This is a genomic window from Pseudoalteromonas sp. T1lg88 (genome assembly GCF_002964765.1).
GTDB lineage: Bacteria > Pseudomonadota > Gammaproteobacteria > Enterobacterales > Alteromonadaceae > Pseudoalteromonas.
This window is the reverse complement of sequence record NZ_PQCF01000006.1, coordinates 235,043-250,606: the sequence shown is the minus strand read 5'-3', so window position 1 is coordinate 250,606 and position 15,564 is coordinate 235,043. Positions and strand designations below refer to the sequence as shown.

Sequence of the window (15,564 nt, the reverse complement as noted above, 5' to 3'; positions counted from 1 at the left end):
AAAAAGCGGCCTTTGTAATGCTTTAATAAGACGCCTGTTATTTGTTCGCGTCTAGGAAGCTTTTCAGTAGATCAGAGCGTGAAGGGTGGCGCAATTTGCGCAGAGCCTTGGCTTCGATCTGACGGATACGCTCACGGGTTACGTCGAACTGTTTACCTACCTCTTCCAAGGTGTGGTCGGTGTTCATATCGATACCAAAACGCATACGTAGTACTTTCGCTTCACGAGCAGTTAGGCCAGCAAGCACTTCATGGGTTGCACCCTTGAGGCTTTCCATGGTCGCCGAGTCGATTGGCGATTCAATGGTGGTATCCTCAATGAAATCACCAAGATGCGAATCTTCATCGTCACCGATTGGGGTTTCCATCGAGATCGGCTCTTTGGCAATTTTCAGTACCTTGCGGATCTTGTCTTCCGGCATCATCATGCGCTCGGCAAGTTCTTCCGGATTCGGTTCACGACCCATTTCCTGCAACATTTGGCGAGAAATACGGTTTAGCTTGTTGATGGTCTCAATCATGTGTACCGGAATACGTATGGTACGGGCTTGGTCAGCGATTGAACGCGTGATAGCCTGACGGATCCACCAAGTCGCGTAAGTCGAGAACTTGTAACCACGACGGTATTCAAACTTATCAACCGCCTTCATCAGACCTATGTTACCTTCCTGGATTAGATCCAAGAACTGCAGACCACGGTTGGTGTATTTTTTGGCGATTGAAATTACAAGACGTAAGTTGGCTTCAACCATCTCTTTCTTGGCACGGCGGGCTTTCGCTTCACCGATACTCATGCGACGGTTGATGTCTTTAATACGCTCGATTGATAAACCTGTGCTTTGCTCAATATGCTTAAGCTTATTGATGCAGCGCTCAATTTCTGGCTTCAATTCTGCCAGCATAGTTGAGTAGTTTTCACCGGCTGCGATTTCAAGGTCTAGCCAGGCGCTGTCGGTTTCATTGTTAGCAAAGTGCTTAACGAAGGTTTTCTTCGGCATCTTCGCAACCTGTACCGCCTGCTTCATGATGATGCGCTCTTGTACACGCACTTTATCCATCATATCGCGCATGTTATTAACCATGCGGTCGAATTGCTTAGGCACTAGTTTAAAGGTGCGGAATAGCTCACCGATCTCAACAATAGCTGCTTTCGCATCCGGGTGTGAGCGACCTTTTTCTTCGAAAATTACACGAGCACCGTTGTACAGGGTACGTAGATTTTCGAAGTGGATACGTGCTTCTTCCGGATCTGGACCGTTATCCGTTTCTTCTTCCGAGCTATCGTCGTCGCTGTCATCGCCATCGTCGTCTTCGTCATCTAAGTCATCGTCACTTAGTTCTGAACCGATATGGGTGGCTGAGATCTGTGTATCTTCTTCGTTAGGATCGAAAAAGCCGGTAATAATGTCGCTCAGGCGGATCTCTTCCGCTTCGAACATATCCCATTGCTCAAGCAGGTGAGAAATGGCTTCCGGATATTCGGCTACAGAAATCTGTACCTGGTTGATACCTTCTTCGATACGCTTGGCGATATCGATCTCACCTTCGCGCGTTAAAAGCTCGACTGTGCCCATTTCGCGCATATACATGCGCACCGGATCCGTGGTACGGCCGATTTCTTTTTCTACGGTGGCAAGTGCCGCAGCGGCAGCTTCTGCCGCATCCTCATCGGTGGTGGTCTCGGCCATCATCAATTCATCAGCATCTGGTGCGCTTTCGCAAACCTTGATACCCATGTCATTGATCATGCTAATGATATCTTCGACCTGATCCGAATCTATGATGTCTTGTGGAAGGTGATCATTCACTTCAGCGAATGTCAGATAACCTTGCTCTTTACCTTTCTGAATCAGAAGTTTTAGTTGTGACTGAGGAGTTGGATCCATAGAGATTTGCTCTTCCACCCTGATAAATTAATACAACAGGCGTCAGCTTAAGTACCTAAGCTGGGTGCCCCAAGCCGGTTTGACGCGGTGAATAGCGTAGTATAACAGACCGTGAAATTTCTGGCTAGCTTTCGAGCACTTCACTGCCTTTAAGTGCTTGAGTCAGCAGGGCGTATTCACGCCGCTCTGTCACGCTTAGACCTTGAGTCTTGTCCTTTATTAATAAGGACTCTAAACGGTGATTTAAACACTGATCTTCAATGAATTTGACCGTTTGTTGGAAATGAGGTTCCAACACCTCATCGTTTATTTGGTGAGGCCAGGCGGCTAGCTTGGTCAAAGCGCCGTATTCCGGGCGATCGCGGTAGTGTTCCAGCAGGTGCGCGGTGCGCGCTCCTGGGTTATCGAGACAATGCTTTTGTATGGTCAAAAATAATTCCAGACCGGGCAGGCCGAGGCTGGCCAGCTCTGGCATATAGTCAACGCTGGCCGCCAGTTGCGGGTGCTGCAGCATAAGGGCGATGGCGGTGCGCATTGGCGTCATCTTAAATTGGCTTGCCACCCTGTGCTGTTGGCGCGGAGTTTTAAGCTTGGCATTAAGTTGCTCTCGGGTGCGACCGATAAAGCGGGCCAGACGCTCCAGCAGGTTTTCCTGATAGAATTCGCTGGGGATCTTCTCAATCAGAGGCAGAGCCAGGCTCAGCAGTTTGGCTTTGCCGGCATCCTGAGTAAGATCAATGTCGTCACTCAAACGGCTAAAGAAGACGTCGCTAAAATCTCTGGCATCGACCAGGCGTTGTTCAAACGCGGCCTTGCCTTCTTGCTGCACCAAGGAATCCGGGTCTTCGCCATCGGGCAGAAATACAAACTTCAGTGCCTTACCGTCTTTTAAATGGGGCAGGGCATTTTCTAAGGCTCGCCAGGCGGCATCGCGACCGGCGCGGTCGCCATCGTAGCAACACACGACCTTGTCGGTTGCCCGTAGCAGCATCTGCATATGTTCGTTGGTGGTCGCCGTACCTAGGGCCGCTACCGCGTATTTAATATCATGCTCCGCCAGCGCCACTACATCCATATAGCCTTCAACAATCAGTAGTTGCTCAAGCTTTTTATGGGCCTGTTTGGCTTCATAAAAGCCATATAACTCAAAGCCCTTATGGAAGATTCTGGTTTCCGGCGAGTTCAGGTATTTAGGACCATTATCGTCCTGGCCCATAATGCGTCCGCCGAAGGCGATAACACGACCACGACGATCGCGAATAGGAAACATAAGACGATCGCGAAAGAAATCAAAGGTGCGACCATTGTCTTTTTGCGTTGCCAGCTTGAGCTCGATCAGCTGTTGCTTTTGTTTCGGGTTTTTCCCCAAGGTTTGGCACAGGGCTTCCCATTCGCTGGGTGCATAGCCGATACCGAAGTCTTTTACCGTTTGTCCGCTTAAGCCTCGGCCTTTAAGGTAGTCAATCACCAGCTGGGCATTGGCATGATGGCGCAATTGCTGCTGATAATAGCGCGCGGTTTGCTCCATTAAATCGTAGTCGGATCGCTTTTGCTCCTGGGAGACCGGCGGACGATCGCTTTGGTTGGGGTTGCCTTGCTCTCTGGGAACTTCCAGGTGCAACAGGCTGGCCAGCTCTTCGATGGCGTCAACAAAGTCGAGTTTGTCGTACTCCATTACAAAGCTGATGGCGTTGCCGTTGGCACCGCAGCCAAAGCAGTGATAAAACTGTTTATCCTGAGAAACGGTGAAGGATGGGCTCTTTTCATTGTGAAATGGGCAGCAAGCCTGGTAATCCTTGCCTGCTTTTTTCAGGTTTACGCGCGAGTCGATCAACTCGACTATGTCGGTACGCGCTAAAAGATCGTCGATAAATTGTCGGGGGATCTTACCTGCCATTCGCAACACCTAAGAAGAAAAGAGAATCACACTAGTATATCAAGGGCGATGGGAAAAGGGGTTATAAATTTACGCCTTGATTTTTACAGACTCTAAAAACGAAGAAACCGAGCACTAGGCTCGGTTTGCTTGAATTTGCTTTCGCGACTTAGGCGTTAAGACGCTGTTTAATAAGGCCTGAGAGTTTGCCCATATCGGCACGGCCTTCAGCTTGACTCTTAATTACGCCCATCACTTTACCCATGTCCTGCATGCCTTGTGCACCAGTATCGGCGATGGCTTTATCAATCAGTTGACTGATTTCATCTTCGCTCAGCTGCTTTGGTAGAAACTCTTCCAAAACACTCATTTCCGCTGCTTCTACATCGGCAAGATCGTCACGACCGGCATCCTTATACTGAGTATAAGAATCGCGGCGTTGCTTCACTAGTTTAACTACAACCGACGTAATATCGGCTTCGTTTAACGTGATTTGCTCGTCGATCTCACGCTGTTTAACTGCAGCGAGTACTGAACGAATAGCACCAAGGCGTAATTTGTCCTTGGCACGCATCGCGTCTTTTTGTGCATCTTTTAACGAATCTAATAGACTCATGACAACAAGACCGGACAGTGATTAGTATAATTTAACGCGACGTGCGTTTTCGCGAGAAAGCTTTTTCATGTGACGCTTAACAGCAGCCGCTTTTTTACGCTTACGCGCAGCGGTTGGCTTTTCATAGTGCTCGCGACGACGAACTTCTGAAAGGATACCTGCTTTTTCACATGAACGCTTGAAGCGGCGTAGGGCTACGTCAAACGGCTCGTTTTCTCTTACTTTAATTACTGGCATTAAAATCTCACCTACCTAACTTAATGAGCTGCACTCATTCGATCAAATAATGATCATGTGGTTCAAAAATGGTGCGGCATTGTAATCCGAGTTACCCCGGTGTGTAAAGAATAAATATCACAATACTGGTAAAATTGCAGCAAGGGAGTAGAATATGCGGCCTTATCAGCCACATCGCCCTGCGAGGAGACAGACATTGCGCATTTTGGGGATTGAATCATCCTGTGACGAGACAGGGATCGCCATCTATGATGACGAACAAGGTTTGTTGGCCCACCAACTCTATAGCCAAGTAAAAATGCACGCCGACTACGGTGGTGTGGTGCCTGAGCTGGCGTCGCGAGATCATGTGCGTAAGACTCTGCCCCTGATTGAAGCGGCCTTTGCCGAGGCGAACTGTGGCCCAGAGGATCTCGATGGTGTGGCCTATACCGCTGGCCCCGGCTTGGTGGGTGCATTATTGGTAGGATCGTCGATCGCCCGATCCCTGGCTTATGGCTGGAAGCTGCCCACCGTGGCCGTACACCATATGGAAGGTCACTTGCTTGCGCCTATGCTGGAAGAAAAGGTACCCGAATTTCCATTCGTGGCCTTGCTGGTTTCTGGCGGTCATACCTTGTTGGTCAAGGTAAGCGCCATTGGCGAGTACGAAGTATTAGGTGAGTCGGTGGATGACGCCGCCGGTGAGGCCTTCGATAAAACCGCTAAATTACTGGGCCTGGATTACCCAGGTGGCCCTTTGTTGGCGAAACTGGCCGAGCAGGGCACCCCGAATCGCTTTAAGTTTCCCCGTCCCATGACCGACAGACCGGGTCTGGACTTTAGCTTCAGTGGCTTGAAAACCTTTGCCGCCAACACCATTCGCAGTGAAGGCGACGATCTGCAAACCAAGGCGGACATTGCCCATGCTTTCCAAACCGCGGTGATCGACACCCTGGCTATCAAGTGTAAGCGTGCGCTTAAGGAAACCGGTATCAAGCGTTTGGTTATTGCCGGTGGTGTAAGTGCCAATACCTATTTGCGTGAGCAATTAGAGCAGGTGATGCAGGGCATGCAGGGTGAAGTATTTTATCCGCGTCCGGCATTTTGTACGGATAACGGCGCGATGATCGCTTATGCGGGTATGCAGCGTCTTAAGGCGGGGCAAACGGCTACCTTGGATACCCGAGTTCAGCCTCGCTGGTCTATAGATACCTTGCCTAGCATTCGCTAGTAGGTCCTAAAGCGCCGGCGATTATTTCTCTGGCGCTACCTCTTCTTTTTCTCTCTTTTTCCCTACCTTAGGCTCTTTGCCCTTGAGCAAGCGTACCATGTTGGTGCGATGGCGAAAGATGATCAGCACGGTTAAAAACAGCACTGGCTCAGTGTACAAGGGCTTGATCCACCAAGTATACAAGGGAGCCAGGGAAACGGTTACCAAGGCGGCCAGGGATGAATAGCGGGTCAGGGCGACAACGCAGGCCCAGGTGAGGATCAGCAAGCCGCCAAGGGATAAACCTATGGGTAATAAGGCGCCAAAGGCTGTGGCCACGGCCTTGCCGCCCTTAAAACCGAAAAACAGCGGATAGATATGCCCTAAGCAGGCGGCCACGGCGACCAGTCCCAGGTGAATAGGATCTATGCCCATAAAATAGGCGCTCCAGACCGGGATCGTGCCTTTGAGAATATCGAATACTAGTACCAGGATCGCGGGAAGCTTACCGCCAATGCGCAAGACGTTGGTGGCGCCGGGGTTTTTCGAGCCGGCTTGGCGAGGATCGGGCAGCGCAAAAAGGTGGCAGATCAGTACTGCCGAAGAGACCGAACCGAGAAGGTAGGCAAAAATGCACATTAACGCCGCTAACACTGTCATCCTTATTTTTTAATTGTACGTTTTAAGCTATTATCGCCGCTCATTATGAGTGTGCGCCGAGCTATTTCATGCCGGGCGCAGCGAGGTAAATCGCGGTTACGCCAGGTCAGGGTACTTATTCTAATCCTTTTTGGGTATCCGACCAGCTGACATTGGAGCTTCAAACATGGACAAAGTCTATATATCACAGCTTAGAGTGGACACCATTATTGGAGTGTACGACTTTGAGAAAGAAAGTAAACAAAGCCTTTATTTCGATATCGAAATGGACTGCGATTTACGCCAGGCCGCCCAGAGTGACGATCTCTCTTATACTATAGACTATGCCTTGGTCAGTCAGCGCGTCACCGAGCATTGCTTGGCAAAACCGGTGGAATTGCTGGAGACTCTGGTAGAGCAATTGGCGGCGCTTATTCTTAATGAATTCAACACGCCCAAGGTGGCCATTACCGTCAGCAAGCCCGCTGCGGTGCCTGCGGCGCAAACCGTTGGCGTTAAAATCGTACGTAGTAAAAACTAGTTATGGCTCGCATTTATATTAGCCTAGGCTCCAATATCAATAAGCGCGAAAACCTTCTGAATGGGTTAAGTGCGCTGCGCCAACATTTCGGCGTACTGCAACACTCCAATGTGTATGAAAGCGAAGCCGTGGGTTTTAACGGCAGTAATTTTTATAATTCTGTGGCTGGGGCCGACACAGATATGAGCCTGGCTCAGGTCTGTAGCCTGCTCAAGCAGATTGAGCGTGATAACGGCCGCACCCCCGACGATAAAAAGTTTAGCCCCCGTACATTGGATCTGGATCTGTTGTTTTATGATGACGTGATCTGTGACTCTCCGGCGCAGTTGCCCCGTGATGAGATCACCAAAAATGCCTTTGTGCTCTGGCCCTTGTTTGAACTGGCCCCAGAGCTGGTGCACCCGGTTACTCAAACCACCATTGCGACACTCTGGCAAGATTATGATAAATCAAAACAAAACCTATGGAAGGTCACTATCGAATGAGTATTCTCGCTATTGTTGTATTGGCAGTGATTCAAGGACTGACAGAGTTTCTCCCCATTTCGAGCTCCGCCCACCTGATTTTACCTTCGCAGCTGTTGGGCTGGCAGGATCAGGGTCTGGCCTTTGATGTGGCCGTGCATGTCGGCTCCTTAATGGCGGTGATGATTTATTTTCGCAGGGAAATAGGCGATATCCTAGTTGCCTGGTTTAAATCCTTCTGTTCTCAGGGCGCCACCGACGACAGCAAACTGGGCTGGTATATCTTATTGGCAACCATTCCTGCAGGCCTGGCCGGCAAGCTCTTTGAAGATCTGATTGAGCAGCATCTACGCGCGGCCATAGTGATCGCCATTACCACCATCTTTTTTGGCCTAGTGCTCTGGCTGGCGGATATTAAGGCCAAACAAACAAAGAACATCTATCAATTGAATTGGAAATCGGCCTTGCTGATCGGCTGTGCCCAGGCCGTTGCGCTTATTCCCGGTACTTCACGTTCGGGTATCACCATGACGGCAGGTTTATTTTTAGGTTTGACTAAGGAAAGTGCGGCGCGTTTTTCGTTTTTGCTGTCTGTGCCTGTGATTGGCGGCATGGGGCTTATTAAAACTATAGAGCTGGCCACGGGTGAGCAAGCGGTAGACTGGCAAGCTCTGATCCTTGGCGCCGGTTTATCCTTTATGGCCGCTTATGCCTGTATCTTCTTATTCCTTAAGTTTATCGAGCGCATGGGCATGTTCCCCTTTGTGATTTACCGCTTACTTCTGGGCTTCGGCTTACTGGCGTTTTTGCTTTATCAATAGCCCGCGCTTTTCTCTTATCTTCTCGTAAAGTGAGAAATAAACTTGGCCCCTACTTTTATGGGGCCAAGACATTTTCAATAGCTTCAAGTCGCCCCTGGGCCAGTGCCGTTTTAATGGCAGCCCCTTCTATACCCTGACCAATATAGGTTTGCGCGTTCACCTGTTGCGCCGCCTCGGCAGCCTTAAGCAATAGGGCGTGGCGGCTAAAATCACCGAGCTGGGCGCACGTATACGCCTGTACCAAATCGTCCAGTCGTTGTGGGCGACGCCAAATATCCAACTCATTAAAAAGCGTCACCAGTTCCTTGGCCTGCCAGTTCTCTTGGCTGAGCAGGGCACCATGCTTGGCCAGCGCTTCGCTGATCTCCATATATTGCTTTGGCACCCGGTAGTGCTGATAAAACGTCTGGCGCGCCTTGGTATCGAGCGCTTGCATCACCTGTGCAAACTGACAAGGTGGGGTGTGATCATGGCTGCGGCCATAGTCGATTTTCGCTTCCAGGCCCTGCTTTTCATTCGCCCATATGTTTGCTAATTCGGGGCAGAGTACGCTCAGGGCATCGCACTTAGCCAGAGCATCGATAAAGATATGAATATAACCGTCATCCAGAGCCTTTTGCCATTCCATCCAAACACGTTCCGGGGTCAGTGCCTGAAGCTCACCGCTATGGGCTATGTCGCGCATCAGGGCCAGAGTTTCTTCGGCTATATGAAAGCCGAGATAGTGATAGCGGGCGCGGAAGCGGGCTACGCGTAATACCCGCAAAGGGTCTTCGCTAAAGGCGGTGCTAACATGGCGCAACAAACGTTTTTCAATATCGTCCTGGCCACAAAAAGGGTCGATAAGCTGGCCATCTTCACCTTGGGCTATGGCGTTGACGGTCAGGTCGCGGCGTTCTAAATCCTGCTCTAGGGTAATATCCGGATTAAAGTCGCAAATAAAGCCGGTGTAACCCTGGCCTTGTTTGCGCTCGGTACGCGCCAGGGCGTATTCTTCCTTGCTGCGTGGATGCAAAAATACCGGGAAATCCTTGCCAACCTGGGTGTAACCAAGTCGCTTCATTTCTTCTATAGTCGCGCCCACCACCACGTAGTCGCGCTCTTTGATGACTCGCCCTAATAACTGGTCGCGTACCGCGCCACCGACTAAATATGTTTGCATCCGTTTTCCCGAGCGGCTAAAAAGATGATTGTAACAGAGTTTTATCATGGCGGTTTTTTTGCCATTATAAGAAGTGCGAGTGATAATTTAATTAAACCGCAGCGCTTAGTGCCTACCAGGGAAGTTTTCCGGGTAAGGCCTGTGGCAAAAACTAAGGACCTATTTGTGTATCTAGATTACTTTGGCTTAACCGAAAAACCCTTTTCCATCGCCCCGAACCCCGAGTACCTTTATCTCAGTGAGCGCCATAATGAAGCCTTGGCGCACCTGACGCATGGGTTGGGTGAGTCCGGCGGCTTTGTGTTGCTAACCGGCGAGGTGGGCACCGGCAAAACCACGGTAACCCGGTGCATGCTTGAGCAGGTACCAGATTCGACCCAGGTGGCCTTTATTCTTAATCCCACCTTGTCTGAGTTGGAATTGTTGGCGAGTATCTGCGATGAGCTGGAGATCGAGTATGATCACCAAAACGCCACCTTGAAGACGCTGACCGACCGCATTAAGGGGCGTTTGCTAAGCAACCATGTTAATGGTCGTCATACCATGCTGATCATCGATGAGGCACAGCATTTGGCGCCTCAGGTATTGGAACAGCTGCGTTTACTTACCAACTTAGAAACCAACCATAAAAAGCTGTTGCAGATTATTTTGGTTGGCCAGCCGGAATTGCAGGCCTTACTGCGTCGCAATGAGCTGCGCCAGCTTGCACAGCGTATTACCGCCCGATACCACCTGTTGCCACTGACGCTGGCCCAGGTCGATGCGTACGTTAAGCACCGCTTAAAAATTGCCGGTGGCAGGCAGATCCTCTTTGATCGTGCTGCGGTAAAGCAAATTCACCAACTGACTGGCGGTATCCCGCGCTTGATTAACCTCTTATGCGAACGCGCCTTACTCGGTGCCTATTCGGCCCAGGTTAATCAGGTCAGCAAAAAATTAGTGACTCAGGCGGCCAAAGAAGCCTTGCCGGAAACCTTACCGAGTCAAAAAAATAACGGCACAGAGAGCCGAGGCAAACGTTTTGTTTTTACCCTAGGCGGGGTTATGATGCTGTTCGCCGTGGGCATTGGCTTATCTTACTTTATTTAGGGCTCTACTATGTCGCTGTTATTAGACGCATTAAAACAATCACAAAATCAATCGAGTGCCCTAGAATCTGAGCCCGATACATCGCAGCAAGAGGCGTTAGACTTTTATCGCCGCCTAAGCTGGGGCCTAGTCGCCCTGGTGGTGATTGCCGTGGTTCTGGTGGTGGGCTATTTCGCCGGTAAATGGTGGCAGGATAATAGCAATGAATTGTTAGTACAGGCCAAGGCCCAGATGCAAGCGCAAATGCAAGCACAGGAGCAGCAGTCTACCAAGGCAAATGTGACCGCCGCCCAAACCGCTTCATCGGCTCAGGTGAATGCCGAGCTGGCTACAAATCAAGCACAGCCAGTTAATAATCCGCAGAATCAAGTGACAGGCCAGCAGGTTGGTCAATCCGTAGCGCAGGGGCTACCGCAGGGGCAGGTTAACTTGAATGCTCTGCAGGTGCCGGTGCAATTTGCCCAGCCTTATCAACAAATGGTGCCCGTTTATGTGATGGGACAAATGCCCCAGGCCTATGGCCCTGGCACTTATATGCAATGGGTTCCCGCTTATGGTAATCCTATGATGGCCAATGCCGGCCAATATCCGCAAACCTTTAATCCTGGGGCGCAGCCGGTCGATACCAGTCAATATAAGGTGGTGGGTAAGCCAATGGAGCAGGGCAACAATGCTTATCAGCAACCTCAGCAGGGTTACTCTTCGACGCCTAGCTATAACGATGCTGAGTTACAAGGAGTTTCCAGCGACTTAAAACGTGCCTTTGCCGATGCCGTCGCCGCTACCGCAGGCATGCAGAATGATGATTCCGTCACTACCGCATCGCGCAGCAGTGCCATGGTAGAGCCCATCGAATTATTGCCGGAGGCGATTCAGAGCCGCATTCCATCCTTGGTCTATCAAGCCCATATTTATGCCACCGCGCAGGATAGACGTTGGATTAAACTTAATGGTTATGAGCTGTATGAGGGTGACAATGTGGGTCGCATACGGGTTGTGGAGATCACCCCGGAGCAGACAATTTTAAGCATTGATAACTATGAGTTTTCCCTTGAGGCAATGCAAGACTGGCCTTAATAAGAGGCATAGGTTTATCGGCGTTTAGACGTTGAGAGAGTAATAAAAAAGGCGCCAATTGGCGCCTTTTTCAGTAGCTTACGACTTATTCTTCGTCTTCTACCAGGGTCATCAATGAGGTGTTACCACCGGATGCCGTGGTATCGATACTGATGGTCTTTTCCGTCAATAGACGGTTGATCAGGGTATCGTAGTACTCGGCACTGATCACCGGCAGGATAGCCCCCTTACGGTTTGCTAACTGCTGTGCGAAGTAGCCCAAGCGAGACGAGCGTGCAGCAACAACCGCACCGGCAAGGTGAGAGTGTGCCAAAATAGCTTGTAGCTGATTCGGCTTAGCCACCTGTAATACGCCCTCGGCTACACCGGTAGCAATGAATTTATCGCGGAACGCCAGAGCTTCTTCATAGAATAGCTCAGAGGCAACTGTGATAACCGTGTTACCCGCTGCCAGCGCAGTGATAATAGAAATCGCCCAGAAGTTGAACGAGGTACTCTTATCTGCGTAACAAACCACACAGCCGCGCGGCTCAAGATACAGGATGTTTGATTCACCCGTTGGCCCAGGCAATACCTTAGGACGCTTCATACGCTTTTCAATGCGGTTAAGCTGAGTACGCGCATCGCTCAGGGTCTTGGCCAGGTCATCGGCTAGTTCGTCGATGATCTCAACCGTAGCCACTTTCGCCAATAGCTGACGAAGTGCCGATACACGGTCATTCAGCGCCGTTGCACGCCAGATCTTCTCATCGCGCATTGAGGCACTCATCAGTGCTTCTACCTTTTCAGCAGCACCCGAATAGTGGTGTTGATCCGCTTCATCCGCTGGTAAGTTCGTCATCTGCACGTTCTCTGGAGAGGCTTTCTCTTTAACCAGGCGAAGTAGGTAGTTAGGACCACCTGCTTTAGGACCGGTACCAGAAAGACCACGACCACCGAACGGCTGCACACCAACGATAGCACCGATCATATTACGGTTAACGTAGACGTTACCGGCACGAGATTGACGGGCAACGTACTCGCAACGCTCTTCAATACGTGAGTGAACACCCATAGTCAGGCCGTAACCCGTGTTATTGATTTGATCAATCACGTTATCAAGTTCACCCGCTTTAAAGCGAACGATATGCACGATAGGGCCAAATACTTCGCGCTTAAGCACAGACAAGTCTTTGATTTCATACAAACGTGGTGCAAAGAAGAAGGCACCATTTTCGCTGTTGTCAGGGATATCACATTGATAATGTAAGGTGCCATTGCCTTTTAGGTATTCAACGTGAGCGGTCAGCGCTTTCAGTGCTTTTTCGTCGATTACCGGACCTATATCCGTAGACAAGTAAGCCGGATCGCCAATGTGAAGCTCGGCCATAGCACCTTTAAGCATCTCGATAATGCCGTCGGCTACGTCGTCTTGTAGGAACAATACGCGTAGTGCAGAACAGCGTTGACCGGCACTTTGGAAGCCAGACTTAACCACATCGTCTACTACCTGCTCAGGCAGAGCGGTAGAGTCCACGATCATACAGTTCTGACCACCGGTTTCGGCGATAAGCGGAACCTGGATGTCGTTACGAGCGGCCAGAGTTTGTGAAATAAGCGTACCTGTTTCCGTTGAACCGGTGAACATCACTGCTTGAATGCGCTCATCAGGCACTATGTGCTTACCTACTTCGCTACCGCGAGCGATAACCGGCTGCACCACGTGCTCAGGCAGACCTACATATTGCATTAGCTCGATGGCGCGTAATGCGATAAGACTGGTTTGCTCTGCTGGCTTGGCGATGACCGTGTTACCGGTCACAATGGCAGCTACAACCTGACCTAGGAAGATGGCAAGTGGGAAGTTCCACGGGCTGATACATAGCACCACACCGCGGGCTTCAAAACGCTCGTCCTGTGATAACTCTTCTGCACGTGCGGCATAGTAACGACAGAAATCCACCGCTTCACGTACTTCATCGATACCGTCTTGAGTGATCTTACCGGCTTCTTTAATACAAAGAGCCACTAGTTCGTCATTATGACGCTCTAGGATATCTGCGATGCGACGTAATAGATCCGCACGCTCTTTAACAGGCGTTGCCGACCAAGAGGTAAAGGCATTTTCTGCGTTTGCCAGCAGGGTTTGCATCTCATCGCCTGTGTGTAGGCGGTGCTGACCGATAATCTCTTTGTGGTTCGCAGGGTTGCGTACCGCCAGGTTACCTTCAGCAACTTGCTCTTCCGAGATAAGGTGCTCGGCAAACCAGGCATCCATATTGGCTTTTAGTGGGGTGATCACATTGATGTCGGTTAAGTCCATACCCTTTGAGTTTGGACGCTCGTCACCATAAAGCTCAATCGGTAGCTTAATTTGCTTGTTGTACTTGTTACGTAGACCTTGCAGGGTTTCTACCGGATCCGGCAGTAACTCTTCAACAGGCTTAGTGGTATCAACGATGGCGTTAACAAACGATGAGTTAGCACCGTTTTCAAGCAGGCGACGTACCAAGTAAGCAAGCAGGTCTTCGTGTTGACCAACAGGTGCATACACACGACACTGAATCTTTTCTTGAGTTACAACCTGATCGAACAGAGACTCACCCATGCCGTGAAGACGCTGGAATTCAAAGCCCTGGTTATCACCCTTGGCTACTTCCAGAATGGTTGCAGCCGTGTAGGCATTGTGCGTTGCAAATTGCGGGTAAATCGCATCGCGTGCATCCATTAATTTAATAGCACAGGCTTTGTAAGATACGTCTGTGGTCGCTTTACGAGTAAATACCGGGAAGTGGCTTAAACCATCTTGCTGTGTGGTTTTGATTTCGGTATCCCAGTAGGCACCTTTAACCAAACGCACCATTAGCTTGCGGCCAACGCGGCGAGCCAGGTTGGTTAGCCATTCAATAACGAAAATTGCACGTTTTTGGTAAGCCTGAACCGCCAGACCAAAACCTTGCCAGTCGCCAAGCTCGGCGTCGCTGAATACGGCTTCGATAATGTCTAGTGAGATATCAAGACGGTCTGCTTCTTCGGCATCAACGGTCAGGCCGATGTCGTATTGCTTGGCAAGTAGTGCCAGGTCTTTTAGCTTAGGTACAATCTCTTCCATGACGCGGTCACGGTGAGTGAACTCATAGCGCGGGTGGATAGCTGAAAGTTTTACCGAGATACCAGGACTTTTCACCGGGCCCCGGCCATTGGCCGCTTTGCCTATGGCATGAATCGCCATAACGTAGCTGTTGTAGTAACGCTCAGCATCACGCATGGTGCGTGCGCCTTCACCTAGCATGTCATAAGAGTAAACGTAACCCTTGCTTTCAGCTTCTGCAGCACGCTCAATCGCTTCGTCAATGGTTTGACCCATAACGAACTGCTTACCCATGATCTTCATGGCGAAGTTTACAGACTTACGAATAACCGGCTCACCCAGGCGACCTACGGTACGTTTTAGCAGGCCGAACTGGTCTTCTTTATTCTTGTCACTGTAGTTAACCATTTTACCGGTTACTAATAGGCCCCAAGAAGATGCATTTACAAACAGTGAGTCACTTGCACCTAAGTGTGAGCTCCAGTCGCCATTGGCTAGTTTGTCGCGAATAAGTTGTTCTTGTGTTGCTTTATCTGGCACGCGCAGTAGCGCTTCGGCCAAACACATTAACACCACGCCTTCTTCACTGGACAGAGAGAATTCGTTTAATAGCGCGTCAACACCGCTTTGACCATCTTGGTCTTTACGGATATTCAATACCATTTGACGGGCGCGCTCCCATGCGCGGCTTCGTGCCGTAACACCTACTTCAGCCAATGGAAGAATGTGATCAATTACTTCATTTTCGTCAATGCGATAGAAGTCACGGATCTTCTGGCGGATGGGGCATTCTGTAATCAAATTGCCTTCAAATAACATAAGCAACCCTCAAAATAACGGAGTCTAAACATAGCAACTGTACCCAACACCATAAGGTGGGATGGTGGGGCCTCGG

Annotated in this window: 13 protein-coding genes; 6 read left to right on the top strand and 7 right to left on the bottom strand. The window is 50.1% G+C overall.

The annotated features are described in order from the left end of the window. Window positions 1-37: 37 nt before the first annotated feature. The 4 genes from rpoD to rpsU form a co-directional block, all read right to left on the bottom strand. Complete coding sequence (gene rpoD, locus C2M34_RS02835; RefSeq protein WP_105199450.1) at window positions 38-1,885, bottom strand: RNA polymerase sigma factor RpoD; 1,848 nt, start codon at window positions 1,883-1,885, stop codon at window positions 38-40. A 124-nt stretch (window positions 1,886-2,009) separates the two neighbouring features. Continuing rightward, window positions 2,010-3,782: a DNA primase gene (gene dnaG / locus C2M34_RS02830; protein WP_105258009.1), complete on the bottom strand. Its 1,773-nt coding sequence runs from the start codon at window positions 3,780-3,782 to the stop codon at window positions 2,010-2,012. 148 nt (window positions 3,783-3,930) lie between these two features. Beyond that, window positions 3,931-4,377, bottom strand: coding sequence for a GatB/YqeY domain-containing protein (locus C2M34_RS02825; protein ID WP_105199452.1), 447 nt, complete (start codon window positions 4,375-4,377; stop codon window positions 3,931-3,933). A gap of 21 nt (window positions 4,378-4,398) precedes the next feature. After that, window positions 4,399-4,614 carry a 30S ribosomal protein S21 gene (gene rpsU / locus C2M34_RS02820; RefSeq protein ID WP_105188416.1) on the bottom strand — a complete coding sequence of 72 codons (216 nt, stop codon included), beginning with the start codon at window positions 4,612-4,614 and terminating at the stop codon, window positions 4,399-4,401. 196 nt (window positions 4,615-4,810) lie between these two features. Here rpsU and tsaD point away from each other — a divergent pair, with 196 nt between their 5' ends. After that, window positions 4,811-5,827, top strand: a complete 1,017-nt coding sequence (tsaD, locus tag C2M34_RS02815; RefSeq protein ID WP_105258008.1) for a tRNA (adenosine(37)-N6)-threonylcarbamoyltransferase complex transferase subunit TsaD — start codon at window positions 4,811-4,813, stop codon at window positions 5,825-5,827. Between the two features lie 21 nt (window positions 5,828-5,848). Here the strand turns inward: tsaD and plsY are convergent, their stop codons facing one another. Then, window positions 5,849-6,460 carry a glycerol-3-phosphate 1-O-acyltransferase PlsY gene (plsY, locus tag C2M34_RS02810; protein WP_158681382.1) on the bottom strand — a complete coding sequence of 204 codons (612 nt, stop codon included), beginning with the start codon at window positions 6,458-6,460 and terminating at the stop codon, window positions 5,849-5,851. Between the two features lie 172 nt (window positions 6,461-6,632). Here plsY and folB point away from each other — a divergent pair, with 172 nt between their 5' ends. The 3 genes from folB to C2M34_RS02795 are packed head-to-tail and all read left to right on the top strand — an operon-like array spanning window position 6,633 to window position 8,271. Continuing rightward, the gene (gene folB / locus C2M34_RS02805; protein WP_105199455.1) at window positions 6,633-6,986 is read left to right on the top strand and encodes a dihydroneopterin aldolase; all 354 of its coding nucleotides are present in this window, start codon (window positions 6,633-6,635) and stop codon (window positions 6,984-6,986) included. Window positions 6,987-6,988: 2 nt separating this feature from the next. Further along, window positions 6,989-7,471, top strand: coding sequence for a 2-amino-4-hydroxy-6-hydroxymethyldihydropteridine diphosphokinase (folK, locus tag C2M34_RS02800; RefSeq protein ID WP_105199456.1), 483 nt, complete (start codon window positions 6,989-6,991; stop codon window positions 7,469-7,471). Next, window positions 7,468-8,271 carry an undecaprenyl-diphosphate phosphatase gene (locus tag C2M34_RS02795; protein WP_105258007.1) on the top strand — a complete coding sequence of 268 codons (804 nt, stop codon included), beginning with the start codon at window positions 7,468-7,470 and terminating at the stop codon, window positions 8,269-8,271. Before folK ends, C2M34_RS02795 begins: the two co-directional genes overlap by 4 nt. 55 nt (window positions 8,272-8,326) lie before the next feature. Here C2M34_RS02795 and C2M34_RS02790 read toward each other — a convergent pair whose 3' ends face one another. Then, a complete protein-coding gene (locus C2M34_RS02790; RefSeq protein ID WP_105258006.1) occupies window positions 8,327-9,433 on the bottom strand; it encodes a tRNA nucleotidyltransferase in 1,107 nt (368 codons plus the stop codon). Between the two features lie 165 nt (window positions 9,434-9,598). On the opposite strand from C2M34_RS02790, the gene C2M34_RS02785 reads away from it, so the two are divergent. Together C2M34_RS02785 and C2M34_RS02780 are read left to right on the top strand one after the other, a co-directional pair. After that, window positions 9,599-10,522: an ExeA family protein gene (locus tag C2M34_RS02785; protein WP_105199756.1), complete on the top strand. Its 924-nt coding sequence runs from the start codon at window positions 9,599-9,601 to the stop codon at window positions 10,520-10,522. Between the two features lie 9 nt (window positions 10,523-10,531). After that, window positions 10,532-11,599, top strand: coding sequence for a general secretion pathway protein GspB (locus C2M34_RS02780; RefSeq protein ID WP_105258005.1), 1,068 nt, complete (start codon window positions 10,532-10,534; stop codon window positions 11,597-11,599). An 85-nt stretch (window positions 11,600-11,684) separates the two neighbouring features. On the opposite strand, the gene putA is transcribed toward C2M34_RS02780, so the two are convergent. Continuing rightward, the gene (putA, locus tag C2M34_RS02775; protein WP_105258004.1) at window positions 11,685-15,488 is read right to left on the bottom strand and encodes a bifunctional proline dehydrogenase/L-glutamate gamma-semialdehyde dehydrogenase PutA; all 3,804 of its coding nucleotides are present in this window, start codon (window positions 15,486-15,488) and stop codon (window positions 11,685-11,687) included. Between the last annotated feature and the right edge of the window lie 76 nt (window positions 15,489-15,564).

What these genes read in the sequence shown, in the direction of transcription:
- folK (WP_105199456.1), top strand. Translation starts at nt 6,989, where the DNA reads ATGGCTCGCATTTATATTAGCCTAGGCTCCAATATCAATAAGCGCGAA.
- dnaG (WP_105258009.1), bottom strand. Translation starts at nt 3,782, where the DNA reads ATGGCAGGTAAGATCCCCCGACAATTTATCGACGATCTTTTAGCGCGT.
- putA (WP_105258004.1), bottom strand. Translation starts at nt 15,488, where the DNA reads ATGTTATTTGAAGGCAATTTGATTACAGAATGCCCCATCCGCCAGAAG.
- C2M34_RS02790 (WP_105258006.1), bottom strand. Translation starts at nt 9,433, where the DNA reads ATGCAAACATATTTAGTCGGTGGCGCGGTACGCGACCAGTTATTAGGG.
- folB (WP_105199455.1), top strand. Translation starts at nt 6,633, where the DNA reads ATGGACAAAGTCTATATATCACAGCTTAGAGTGGACACCATTATTGGA.
- rpoD (WP_105199450.1), bottom strand. Translation starts at nt 1,885, where the DNA reads ATGGATCCAACTCCTCAGTCACAACTAAAACTTCTGATTCAGAAAGGT.
- C2M34_RS02825 (WP_105199452.1), bottom strand. Translation starts at nt 4,377, where the DNA reads ATGAGTCTATTAGATTCGTTAAAAGATGCACAAAAAGACGCGATGCGT.
- rpsU (WP_105188416.1), bottom strand. Translation starts at nt 4,614, where the DNA reads ATGCCAGTAATTAAAGTAAGAGAAAACGAGCCGTTTGACGTAGCCCTA.
- C2M34_RS02795 (WP_105258007.1), top strand. Translation starts at nt 7,468, where the DNA reads ATGAGTATTCTCGCTATTGTTGTATTGGCAGTGATTCAAGGACTGACA.
- C2M34_RS02780 (WP_105258005.1), top strand. Translation starts at nt 10,532, where the DNA reads ATGTCGCTGTTATTAGACGCATTAAAACAATCACAAAATCAATCGAGT.